This window comes from Prevotella sp. E13-27 (genome assembly GCF_023217965.1).
Lineage (GTDB): Bacteria > Bacteroidota > Bacteroidia > Bacteroidales > Bacteroidaceae > Prevotella.
In genome coordinates this window covers 1,801,804-1,813,751 of record NZ_JALPSC010000001.1, presented here as the reverse complement: position 1 = coordinate 1,813,751, position 11,948 = coordinate 1,801,804, and the positions used below count along the sequence as shown (strand labels likewise).

At 47.1% G+C, this 11,948-nt stretch carries 10 protein-coding genes; 1 reads left to right on the top strand and 9 read right to left on the bottom strand.

Annotation, left to right across the window (positions count from 1 at the left end):
- Positions 1–44: 44 nt before the first annotated feature.
- The 5 genes from M1L52_RS07185 to M1L52_RS07165 form a co-directional block, all read right to left on the bottom strand.
- Complete coding sequence (locus M1L52_RS07185) at positions 45–1,895, bottom strand: DUF4954 family protein (RefSeq protein WP_248614250.1); 1,851 nt, start codon at positions 1,893–1,895, stop codon at positions 45–47.
- A gap of 2 nt (positions 1,896–1,897) precedes the next feature.
- Positions 1,898–3,208 carry a GTPase HflX gene (gene hflX / locus M1L52_RS07180; protein WP_248614249.1) on the bottom strand — a complete coding sequence of 437 codons (1,311 nt, stop codon included), beginning with the start codon at positions 3,206–3,208 and terminating at the stop codon, positions 1,898–1,900.
- Between the two features lie 25 nt (positions 3,209–3,233).
- Entirely contained in the window at positions 3,234–6,188 is a 2,955-nt protein-coding gene (locus M1L52_RS07175; RefSeq protein ID WP_410896769.1) for a putative LPS assembly protein LptD, read from the bottom strand.
- A 94-nt stretch (positions 6,189–6,282) separates the two neighbouring features.
- Positions 6,283–6,822: a phosphohydrolase gene (locus M1L52_RS07170; protein ID WP_248614248.1), complete on the bottom strand. Its 540-nt coding sequence runs from the start codon at positions 6,820–6,822 to the stop codon at positions 6,283–6,285.
- Positions 6,823–6,827: 5 nt separating this feature from the next.
- Complete coding sequence (locus M1L52_RS07165) at positions 6,828–8,606, bottom strand: oxaloacetate decarboxylase (RefSeq protein ID WP_248614247.1); 1,779 nt, start codon at positions 8,604–8,606, stop codon at positions 6,828–6,830.
- Positions 8,607–8,771: 165 nt separating this feature from the next.
- On the opposite strand from M1L52_RS07165, the gene M1L52_RS07160 reads away from it, so the two are divergent.
- Positions 8,772–9,560 (top strand): hypothetical protein, encoded by a 789-nt coding sequence (locus M1L52_RS07160; RefSeq protein WP_248614246.1) that lies wholly within the window; start codon positions 8,772–8,774, stop codon positions 9,558–9,560.
- A gap of 65 nt (positions 9,561–9,625) precedes the next feature.
- Here the strand turns inward: M1L52_RS07160 and queF are convergent, their stop codons facing one another.
- The 4 genes from queF to M1L52_RS07140 form a co-directional block, all read right to left on the bottom strand.
- Complete coding sequence (queF, locus tag M1L52_RS07155; RefSeq protein WP_248614245.1) at positions 9,626–10,093, bottom strand: preQ(1) synthase; 468 nt, start codon at positions 10,091–10,093, stop codon at positions 9,626–9,628.
- 68 nt (positions 10,094–10,161) lie between these two features.
- A complete protein-coding gene (locus tag M1L52_RS07150) occupies positions 10,162–10,599 on the bottom strand; it encodes an RNA-binding S4 domain-containing protein (protein WP_248614244.1) in 438 nt (145 codons plus the stop codon).
- Positions 10,596–11,168, bottom strand: a complete 573-nt coding sequence (gene pth, locus M1L52_RS07145) for an aminoacyl-tRNA hydrolase (RefSeq protein ID WP_248614243.1) — start codon at positions 11,166–11,168, stop codon at positions 10,596–10,598. Before pth ends, M1L52_RS07150 begins: the two co-directional genes overlap by 4 nt.
- A 16-nt stretch (positions 11,169–11,184) precedes the next feature.
- On the bottom strand, positions 11,185–11,778 hold the full coding sequence (locus M1L52_RS07140) for a 50S ribosomal protein L25 (RefSeq protein WP_248614242.1): 594 nt from the start codon (positions 11,776–11,778) through the stop codon (positions 11,185–11,187).
- Positions 11,779–11,948: the final 170 nt, after the last annotated feature.

The following is an 11,948-nucleotide window of genomic DNA, read 5'->3' as shown; positions in this document are numbered from 1 at the left end:
ATGTTTTTTGTGTTGAAAATAATTATTTGAAAACAATCAAATCATCAATTCTCGTAGTCTATCTCATGATCGAGCTTCGAGATGAAGTCGTCGAACACCTCCTGCTCAACATCGCCCATGGCGAACTCCTTCTCTGCATCTTTGCGAATCTCGGCTATCCATGCACGACGTGCACGTACATAGTCTTCGCGGATGCGTTCGCAAGCAGCCTCATCGAGATAGTTAAGATGATAGTAGTCCATGATGAGCTGATAGCTCCATGCCCATCGGAAGTCACTATAACGTCTGTCGATTTCTTCGAAGCGGTCGAGTACTTCACCGATGTTGTCAATATTACCATTCTTGATATCGTTGACAAGACGCTGTTCCTCGCTCTCTGGCAACAGCAGGCCAGAGAGGTCGCACCATGGTCCCTGACCATCATCAGACTGAGGAACACCGATGAAGCCTTCTTTCTGGGCACGCTTCAAGACAGCGCCCATATAGATGCGAAGTGCTATGTCATAGTATTTCAGTCCTTTCTTAAGTGAAGAAGCGTTGATAACATATTCATGGAAATTATAGGTGGTAACATTATCACCTGATGCATTGCGCAGATTCTCCAGAATCTTTATTCCCTGAAGGATCTCGCCAACGGTAAACGGTGACAGCCAGTCGAAGTTGATGATTGACTTCTTCGACTGCTTAGAGCGCTTGTCACGCTTAGGCCATTTCTTAATATCACGGTAGAGTCCAACGGTAGTGATGTTACGACCAGGTACAAGATACATGGTCTCGCCGTAGGCAATGAGGTATGAGAACGGCAGACAACGAGTGTCAGGATGGTGCATCAGCTTGCCGAAGCACACGGAGAATGCTCCGATGGTGGCAGGCATGAGCACATAGGAACCAGAGGCTGTCTTTGTGCCACGCTCCAGAGTGCCGTAGTGCATAGGTCCCATCTTGTAGGCATGGTTAGAGAAATTGGTGTTTGAACCAGCATTGTAGAATGAGAACTGTCCACCGATGAGCAGGCTTGACTTGTGGTGAGAAGCAGAGAACGGTCCGCAGAATGCAGCACATGCCTCACCGTTTGCCATGAACGAGTTTGCAAAGAAAAGACTTGCCTCTGCAGTGAATCCGTTGGTGATCTGACATGCCTCGCCCACGAAGCAGTCCTGCATCTTAACGGAGTTATTGATAGAGCAGCCGTCACAGATGATGCTGTTCTCACAGATGACGCCAGTGCCGATATAAACGCTGGCATCCTCGCTACTAAGAATAGTACACTCAGACAGGCGGGCTGCACCACTGATCTCGCAGTCGCCCTTGATGACGGTGTTGGTAATCTCCTTAGTATTTATAATCTTAACATTATTGCCGATGATGCCGCGGTCGGGGGTTGACACACGTACCTCATCATCGATAAGTTCATTGAGGCGACGCGTCAGTTCCTTATCAGTAGTATGCTTCACCATGAAGGCGGCCAGCTGAGAGTTCAGTTCACGGAAGAGCGTCACATTACCATCACCCATCTCGTTCAGTACTGATATGGAAGAGCCTGAGCCATAGGTAGCACCTTCGGTAGTCTCAATGGTAGAGATGTTGGATATATAGCAGTCATCACCGATGGTATAGTTATTGATGAAGTTACCGACCTTCTCTATCAAACAGTTGTTGCCAACCGTGACGTTACGCAACGTGGCATCATTAATGCCAGAATGTTTGAAGAAGTCCTTGCTCACTTCGATACTTTTATCGAAATAGCCAAGGCGTATGTCCCCATATAGCACTACACGGTGGAAATTGTAAGGACGGAAGTTCTCCGCAACCTCTACTCGTGACCAGTCTTCTGCCCAACATCCATTCTGTTCAAGCACGCTGATTTCATTTTCTGTGAGCTGTCTGTAATTCATAATCAAGCCTCCTCAATGTTATATAAAAAATCGTTATACGGATATTTCTGCACATGGAGCTCACGCACCTTATTATATAGTACAGTGCGAAGCACGTCGATATTCTGTTTCTCACGCGCCGAGATGAACAGACAATCGCCCTGCATCTTTGCCATCCATGTCTTCTCAAGGTCGGCAAGAGAGATATTCTCACGCTTAGGCGGGGTGAGGTCGTCCTCGTCCTGCGGTGTCCAGTGATAAGCATCAATCTTATTGAAGACCATAAGGCGCGGTGTCTCTGCACAACCCAACTCGCTAAGGGTCTGGTCAACGACACGCACCTGTTCCTCGAAGTCGGGATGAGAGATATCAACGACATGGACAAGCATGTCTGCCTCGCGCACCTCATCAAGTGTTGACTTGAACGACTCAACAAGGTCGCTGGGCAACTTACGGATGAAGCCAACGGTATCAGCCAAAAGGAACGGCAAATTGTCTATGGTCATCTTACGAACTGTAGTGTCGAGCGTAGCGAAGAGCTTATTCTCTGCAAACACGTCACTCTTGGAAAGAAGGTTCATCATTGTTGACTTACCCACGTTGGTATAGCCAACGAGTGCCACGCGGATGAGTCTGCCGCGGTTCTTACGCTGAGTGGTCTTCTGCTTGTCAATCTCTGCAAGACGCTGTTTCAACAGGGTTATGCGCTGCAGGATGATACGGCGGTCCATCTCAAGCTGGGTCTCACCAGGTCCGCGCAGACCTACACTTCCCTTTCCGCCACCTGAGCCAGAGCCACCGCCCTGTCGTTCAAGGTGTGTCCACAGGCGTTGCAGACGAGGCAGCATATAACGGTGCTGAGCCAGTTCTACCTGTGCCTTTGCCTCCGCCGTCTGAGCGCGCATAGCGAAGATATCAAGAATGAGCGAGGTGCGGTCGAGAATCTTCACCTGCAGTTCCTTCTCAATGTTACGGATCTGCTTGGCCGACAGTTCATCATCAAAGATGACCATACCCACACGGTCAGGCGCACCCACGCGCTCATCATCGGCTATGAAAGCATCTTGCTCATCGAGCCAAGCATCATAAGCATCATCGCACTGCTTAATAAATTCTTTTATCTCCTGTAGCTTACCACTGCCCACATAAGTGACCTGACTGGGTCCTGCCACCTTCTGTGTGAAACGCTTTATAGTACGGGCACCGGCTGTATCGGCAAGGAACTCCAGTTCGTCCAGATATTCCTTGGTCTTCACTTCGTCCTGCTCCTTAGTGACAAGAGCCACGAGAACAGCCGTTTCAGCCTTAGCCTCTGATATTACAAATTCTTTCATCTCTTATTTTTCAATTCTCAATTACTTAATACCACTGCACAGAGTTAGAATAGCTACTGCGTTTGTCGTACTTCAGAGCATCTGTCAGTGTAGCAGCGTTGCATCGGAACGAGAAGTTATAGCTAGTATATGGAGTGAGCACCACCGAGCATGACATATTGAAGCAATGGAGGTCACGTGACAGCGATGCTGTGGTCATAGACACCTTCTTGTTCTCGAAGTCGTAGCCTGACGAGAACGATATATTCCATCCGTCACTGATTCTAACATTACCGCTAACGTTCAGGTTCTGGGTGAACTTATATGGGTAGCGCATAGTTGAATAGTTGAACTTCTTCACATCGGTATTCTCACGCATAGTGATACCATAACCGAAGCTGAGAGACCAAGGCAGCGAGAACTTCATATATCCGTCGTCATCGGTCTCAGCCATACCTGCGTCGCGTTTCTTCGCGCCATGACGACCTGCATCGAGATCCTTGTCGATGTTTGTCTCAGTCTCGTTCTCCAGCGGGTCATCAATCTTCGTCTCGTCATCATCGTTTTTCTTCGGTCTGTCGCCCTTCAGCCACTTGAAGAGTTTTGCCACCTTCTCGTTATTGATAGTGTAGGACAGATTTTGCGACATGCCCTGGAAACGACCTATCTTGCCCTGTTCCCAATATGTGGTATGCTCACTTATGCGAGGAGTAGCACCCACTGAGTCAGCTTCATATACATAGCTCGCGAAGATGGCATTAAGGTTGAATGTGTAGCTCTTAGTCAGCTTCAGTCGCAGACGGAGGCTTAGATCACTCCACGGACGGACCTTAGCAGCCATATTATAGGACATAGAAGCTCCAAGCTCATCAAGGATGCTTATTTTCTTGAAGCCTGTAGAATCATTGTCGCTCTTAATCTTCATCTCTACATTGTTTGACAAATCAAACGAGATGCTTCCCGTCTTACCTTTGCCTGGCACTCCATAGAGCTGTCCTTGGTAAGGTGAATACTCAACAAGGCTCACATTACCTTTCGAATCGGTCTTCTGATAACTCTCATAGTAACCATAACGTGAAGCGCTGAAGTCTGGAGCATAGCTGAAGCTAATCTGTGGTGTAAGCACGTGGCGTATAGCCTGAATCTTATCACCGAAGAGTTTACGCGACGGAATATAAAAGCCGTAGAGCTTTGTCGATGCAGAGAGCGACAAGTTCCAGTTATAAACATTGTAAAAGCCACTAACAGTATCGCATAACTCCTTCTGGGAAGAGGTATCCCAACTGCGCATCACCTTGCGTGAATAAGTACGGTCGGTGAAGTTAAACGATGGGTTGATATTGATATAGTTGAACAGCGAGAAGTTTCCACTGATAGGAATGCTGTGCTGCATGCCGTTCTGCCAGTCACGCGCCAGACTGCTGTGCATAAGCTTATCTTCCTTTGTTGATATGGAGTTGCTGAAATGTCCTGTATAACTCATCGACAGTTTCTCATACCACTTCTGTTTTCCGACAAGTTTCTTGCGTTTGAACGGATAGAAACGCGAGATACTGATATTCAAATCAGGAAATGTCACAGAAATAGTTGAGTCACGCATATTCTGCGAAAGGTTCATCGTTGTAGAGAGGTTCAGTCCGATGCTCGAAAAGCCAGTGCTGTAGGACACGGAAGAAGTTCGCGTGCTCTGCGTCAACGCCTGTGGGTTATACATCGAGTTCAAGTTATTACGCTCATAGCTTGTCGTAGCGAAGTTCACGCTTGCCGAGAGGTTCGAGTACGGATTGGCTTTAGCATCCTGACGATGGCTCCACTGAATCTTAAAGCTAGTCTGCTTAGAATAGTCAGGCATGTTCTTCTCGCCGTTGATGGTGTTCTGGAAACTGCCAAAGAACGATCCGCTATACTTATAGCGTTTCCTGTAGTTTGTAGCAGCAGACACGCCCCACGAGCCCTTTGTATAGATCTCACCAAGAAGCTTCAAATCCATAAGGTCACTGATAGCAAAATAATAGCCGCCATCGCGCAGATAGAAGCCACGCTCAGTCTCGTCACCATAGGTTGGCATGATAAAGCCACTGCTATAGCTCTTTGTGAAAGGGAAGAAGCCATAAGGCACCGCCAATGGCACTGGCACGTCGCAAACAACCATATATGCAGGACCGAAGATTACGTCCTTGCCAGGACGCACCTTCGCTCTCGAGAGCGCCAGATAGAAATCGGGATGAGGTTCATCGCAAGTGGTATAGCGTCCATGACGTAGGAACAGTTCACCGTTAGCACCACGCTTAGACAACTCACTCGTGAGGAAGCCATCTTGCTGTTCGGTATATACTTGCTGGATAAGTCCGCGCTTCGTCTTGAAGTTGAACGCCATGGTATCGCTCTCGTAGGTATCGCTACCCATCTTGAACACCGGCATGCCTATCATCTCGTTAGTAGCCGTATCGCGCGAGCCAGTAGCATGGACAAGCGACGAGTCAAGCTGCATATATATGCGGTCACTCTGGAGGTCCATGTTCTGATATTTCACGTTCGAAGAACCATAGAGGAAAGCCATGCCAGAGCCTGCCTCATAGATAAGCGAGTCATTGGCAGAGAATGTCACAGGAGAATCTATTCCGTTCTTGCGCTGACGGTTAAGGCTGTCGGCACGTAGTGAGTCATCAACAGCTTTGTTATGTTCCCAGATGGCACGCTCAAGTGAGTCCGTAGGTATCATCGAAATACGAGATGAGTCCGTAGAAAGGGAATCACCAAAGAGGGTGTCGGAAATAAGAGAATCAGATATAAGAGAATCGGCAGCAACAGAATCCGTCATATATGTACGAAGAGAAGCAGAATCACTTGACTCGAGAATAGTGTCATTATCGATACTATCCCCATGCCATTCTTTCTGCATCCCAACATTGGAACTCATATATAGCGAATTCTGATAACCCTGAGCCATCAACAGGATGAACGCAGAGAGCATCAAAAATATGACCGATTTTCGTTTCACGACTGCAAAATTACGATTTTTTAATGAAGAACGGATAAACAGAAATGGATATTTTTCTTTTGCTCTACATTAATTAACAGAAAAGGCTGAAATGTCATTCAAACATTTCAGCCCATGCAAGGAATTTCTTTACTCCTTCGGAACCGAATTTCTCTAAGCTCTGCGCTGCCTCAAGGACTGTGAACACTCGGTCTGGACGCGACTTGGAATAGAACTTATCGGCATAGCAGATTAGTTTTTCCTCGAGTTCCTGCGGCTCATAACAGCCATCAACAGGCAGCGGCAATTGCTGACGTTCTATCTGTTCTCTTGTAAGCCCCGTACCTGTGTGACGCTCACACACCTGTGCATGACGCACAAAGCCTTCGTCGCGAAGCAGTTTTCCACCAATAACACCATGACAGATATACGGTTCGCTTCCCTCACAGAAGATGCTAGGCGCATGACACCAACGAATGCCTATGTCGTGTAGCATGGCTGCCTCCTCCAAAAACTGACGGTCAAGTTTCAGCTCAGGATGGCGGTCACACACTGACAGACAACGGTCTGTCACCTGTCGGGAATGAAGCATTAACAGGCGACGAAGTGAATCGTCGCCTGTATAATACTTATCTATGATTTTCTGAAAATCCATTGGGATTACTTTTCACGCTCTATCCATGCGAGAGTGTCACCTTTGCGCACCTTTGCGCCCTGCTTAGCCTGCACGTCAACGAGCTTACCGCCGAGAGCTGCTGGGATGGGAACAATCTCGCCCCACTTCTCTACGAGGTAGCAGAATGTCTGACCTTCCTTATAAGTCTGTCCGATGAACGGCTCTACACACGGAGCGCACTCGCCATCACCATTGAACTCATAGAAAATCTGACCGGCAGACGGACATACAAGTGCATCAGCCTTAGCATGCTTCAGAGCCGCGATCTCTTCGGCAGACACCTTACCACCACCGAGCTTAGCATCCTTGGCCTTCTGAAGGTCAGCAAGGAACTGCTTCTTAGCCTGACCGCTTTTGAACGGACGGTACTGCTCTGGGTGCATAGCGAGCTCAAAGAGCTCCTCATTGTCCTTACCATAGTCCCATCCGTTCTCGTCCATCTCTTTCTTGAAACCGTCGAGAGCGTTAGGAATGAGGGTGTGAGGATCAACATCAGTGAACTCACGCTTCTGCTGCTGAGCAAGCTCAACAAGCTCTGGAGCAATAGTGCCTGGAATCTTTCCGCTCTTGCCAAGAATCATACCCCAGATGGCATCGTCCATCATAGCATAGCGTCCCTTACCCTGTTCCATGGTGAGGAGGTTCATAAGAGCGATGTTCTTCGTATATTGCGAGAATGGTGTCACCAGTGGGGGATAACCCACACGTGGCCATACATACTCTACCTCATTGAACAGTTTAACGAGCATGTCGTCCATGGTGAGCACTGGCTCGCCTTTCTTTTCACGCAGCTTGTTAATCATGGTCTGAATGCCGCCAAGGTCTGCCATCATTGAACCCATCATACCACCAGGGAGACCACAGCCGAGTAGCAGTGAAGACATGTGCTTGTTAGCAGGATTGATGAAGTAGCCTAGCCAGTCATCAATGAATTCCTGGGTGAGGGTACGAGCCTGCATATAGGCATTCATGTTGATATCCTCCACCTCAAAGCCCTCGTTCTTCAGCATTGACTGTACAGAGATGATGTCTGGATGAACCTTACCCCAAGAAAGTGGTTCAATGGCTGTATCAATGATGTCGGCACCATTGTTACACACCTCAAGGATAGATGCCATGCTCAGACCTGGACCTGAATGACCATGATACTGGATAAGGATATCAGGATGTTTTGTCTTTATGGCCTTGGTAAGAGCACCGAGCATAGCTGGCTGACCTATACCTGCCATATCCTTAAGACAGATTTCTTCGGCACCAGCAGCAATAACCTCATCAGCAATGTTAGAATAGTAGTCTACAGTGTGTACTGGAGATGTGGTAATACACAGTGTTGCCTGTGGAATCATGCCGGCAGCCTTGGCCCATTTGATTGAAGGAATAATGTTACGTGTGTCATTCAAACCGCAGAAGATACGTGGAATGTCCACACCTTGAGCATGCTTAACCTTATACATCAGCTCACGAACATCATCAGGTACAGGATACATGCGCAATGCATTCAAGCCACGATCGAGCATGTGGGTCTGGATGCCCACCTCGTTAAACGGTTTACAGAAAGCACGAACTGCATCGTTAGGATTCTCGCCTGCCATGAGGTTTACCTGCTCAAAAGCGCCACCATTGGTCTCAACACGGGCGAAGCAGCCCATATCAATAATCACAGGTGCTATGCGCTCCAACTGGTCTTTACGTGGCTGAAACTTACCACTCGACTGCCACATATCGCGGTAGACAAGACTAAACTTAATCTTCTTCTTTGCCATAGTTTATAGTTTGCAATTAAATAAGAATACAAGAAATATGCTGCAAAGATACACAAAATAATTGGTTATGCAAGACTTTTTCGAAATATAACTTAATTAATCTTATGCAATGTGGTTGTAAAACATTTTTTTTGTAATTTTGCGGCATAAATAAACGAGAATTCAATGAGACATACTTCATTTTTATCATTTATGGTAGCACTGCTGACCATATCATGCAGCGGAAACAGTGAAGCCACGAACGAGACTGAAACAACCAGTGACTCACTATCACTAATCCTGGAAGGAGACTCTACCGTTTACGGGTTGGCATGCGACGGATGCACGGATACCATACTCGTATTCCTGCCACTAAACGACGTGGCGGCCGACCCAGACACGTTCAACATCCTCAATGCGACACGCAACAGACACGTCTTCGGCCGTCCGGAGATTGGAGACAACATTGCCGTTGTGCGCAACAGTAAGGACTCTACGGTGGCAGACTATGTCATCAACATGAAAGTCCTGCGTAACACATGGTGCTATAATATCATGCCATCACTGCACATGAGAGCCGACATGGAGGGCAGGACAGAGAAGCAGAAGATAGAGAACCTGCCAGATTCGATTAAGGAGATGCTCAACACCCCACGCGAATACTCCATGCAGATAAAAGAAGACAATGTCGTAAGGTTACGCCCCATAAACAGGGAATCATTTAAAGACCACGAAGCCGTGGACTATCCGAAGGTAAAGCACTATGGCCAATGGCACATATATAATGGAAAGTTGCTACTGACAGAAGTGGCAATGGACACATTGGGCAACATGCGCGTTGCCAACACTGATACCTGCGAGCTTGTCCTGCTGGAGAAAGACTCACTCGTCCTGAAATTCTTCACTACAGATGAATCCAACGGTACGAAGGAAAGCAGTATCCACAGCTACTACACGAAAAAGACTGAAGAATAGAACACGAAATATTTTATTCTATAAAAAAACAGGACATGAAATCTAAGCATCCATGTCCTGTTTTTTTATAATGCATGATGCTGTAGCATACGCTGCTCAGCCATCTTCTCATATTTTGTTCCCGGACGCCCATAGTTGGCATAGGGATATATACTGATGCCGCCGCGAGGCATGAAAAGTCCGACCACCTCAATATACTTAGGCTGCATCAGCTTGACGAGGTCTTTCATAATGATATTAACGCAGTCTTCATGGAAATCACCATGATTGCGGAATGAAAAGAGATACAGTTTTAAGCTCTTCGACTCAACCATTCGCTCACCTGGCATATACAAAATTTTTATCTCTGCGAAATCTGGCTGGCCTGTAATAGGGCAAAGGCTTGTAAACTCAGGGCAGTTGAACTGAACCCAGTAATCATTCTCCGGATGACGGTTCTGAAAGGTTTCCAAAACCTCAGGAGCATAAGTTGCAGCATAGTCGGTCTCCTTACCAAGGAGCTGCAGTCCTTCTTGTCTTCTGTTTGTGTCCATTATTCTTGTTTTGTTTAAGGGGGTTTAGCAAGTACCCCTGAAGAAATTTAAAAATGAGATAATCATTATCAGGCTTCATCATCCCAGTCTTCGCCGAAGTCAAAATCGTCGAAATCACCAAAGCCTTCAAGCGACGGCTGCACGAAGGCGTCCATTGCCCTCCGGTCTTTTTTCGTGGGACGTCCTGTGCCGCGGGCGCGGTTAACAAATCCACTGATGCGGTTCATCTCGAGCAGTTCATACTGATCTGCTGTGGTAACATTCTCGTATATCTCCGGCAACAGTTTTGCACCAACACGCTGCTCAATGGTTTTGAGTATCTTGAACGAATAGGTGACAGGCGGCTTTCTTACACTGACAGTCTCACCCTCCTTAACCATACGTGATGGTTTAACCGTGGTGCCTCCCACCATTACCCTACCATTCTTACACGCATCGGCAGCAATAGAACGAGTCTTAAAAATACGTGCAGCCCATAGCCACTTGTCAATACGAGCCTCACTCATTTCTTTCCAAGTTTGTTAAACTGATTCATCGTAATGTCAATGCCTGCCAGTACGAAGCTTTTTATTATTTCCACAGCAGTATCAATACTGGGTTGCAGCGTTTTCAAGTCGTCTTCATCATAGCGTCCAAGCACCCAGTCAACCTGCTGACCACGTGCAAAGTCATTGCCGATACCCATTCGCAGTCGGGCATAGTTCTGGCCAATAAGCTGCTGGATATGTCCCAAGCCGTTATGCCCGCCATTTGAACCACTTGCCTTAAGACGGAAAGCGCCAAGTGGCAAAGCCACGTCATCAGAAATAACGAGAAGACGCTCTTGGTCAATGTTCTCCTGATTAAGCCAGTAACGAACAGCATTACCACTAAGGTTCATGTATGTGGAAGGCTTCAGAAGAAACACCTTACGCCCCTTCAGTGAAGTCTCGGCAATGAAACCGTAACGCTTATCTTGAAAAACGATATTGGATGCCTTCGCAAAAGCATCCAATACCATAAATCCTGTATTGTGGCGGGTCATGTCATATTCATCACCGACATTGCCCAAGCCGACAATCAAGTACTTGTCCATGTCCTACAGAACCCTATTACTCTGCAACTGCAGCAGCGGCCTTAGAAGCACGTGTCTCCTTAACCGAGCATACAACAACCTGAGCAGGTGTAGCAAGCTGCAAGCCTTCGAAGCTCAGCTGACCAACCTTGATAGCCTTGCCCAGACCGAGGTTTGTAACGTCGATATTAAGAATCTCAGGAATCTGCTTGTATGGAGCAGTAACATCAATCTTGCGGATAGAGAGGTTCAGCTTACCACCCTCGCGTACGCCCTGTGCCAAGCCGTTGAGCTTAACAGGAATACCTACAGTGATTGCCTTTGTATCATTTACCTCATAGAAGTCAGCGTGCAGAAGAGCGTCTGTTGTTGGGTGGAACTGGAGCTCCTTGATGATAGCCTTACGCTCCTTACCATCGATAACAAGGTTAACAATGAAAACATGTGGGCTGTAAACTGCCTTACGCAGCTCAGACATTGGAGCTGTGAAAGCGAGTGCCTCAGGCTGACCGTTTGCACCCTTTACCTCACCATACAGATTGCAGGGAACAAGTCCCTCTTTGCGCTGCTGCTTAGAAGCCTTCTTGCCGATAGCCTCACGCTTCTGACCATTGATTGTAATTTCTCTCATAACTTTGTGTTACTCTAAATTAAGTTTGTAAATAAAAATCTGCTTAATTCACCATCACACGACACGATTTTTCGTAGTGCTTTCGCGAAAAGCGGGTGCAAAGTTAGTAATTATAATTGAAATACAACACGTTTTCGCATGAAAATGCTTAAAAAAGATTCTTTTTCTTG

Bases quoted from the DNA above. Each gene is read 5' to 3' on its own strand.
- M1L52_RS07185 (WP_248614250.1), bottom strand. From the start codon at position 1,895: ATGAATTACAGACAGCTCACAGAAAATGAAATCAGCGTGCTTGAACAG.
- M1L52_RS07165 (WP_248614247.1), bottom strand. From the start codon at position 8,606: ATGGCAAAGAAGAAGATTAAGTTTAGTCTTGTCTACCGCGATATGTGG.
- M1L52_RS07160 (WP_248614246.1), top strand. From the start codon at position 8,772: ATGAGACATACTTCATTTTTATCATTTATGGTAGCACTGCTGACCATA.
- M1L52_RS07170 (WP_248614248.1), bottom strand. From the start codon at position 6,822: ATGGATTTTCAGAAAATCATAGATAAGTATTATACAGGCGACGATTCA.
- hflX (WP_248614249.1), bottom strand. From the start codon at position 3,208: ATGAAAGAATTTGTAATATCAGAGGCTAAGGCTGAAACGGCTGTTCTC.
- M1L52_RS07150 (WP_248614244.1), bottom strand. From the start codon at position 10,599: ATGAGTGAGGCTCGTATTGACAAGTGGCTATGGGCTGCACGTATTTTT.
- queF (WP_248614245.1), bottom strand. From the start codon at position 10,093: ATGGACACAAACAGAAGACAAGAAGGACTGCAGCTCCTTGGTAAGGAG.
- pth (WP_248614243.1), bottom strand. From the start codon at position 11,168: ATGGACAAGTACTTGATTGTCGGCTTGGGCAATGTCGGTGATGAATAT.
- M1L52_RS07140 (WP_248614242.1), bottom strand. From the start codon at position 11,778: ATGAGAGAAATTACAATCAATGGTCAGAAGCGTGAGGCTATCGGCAAG.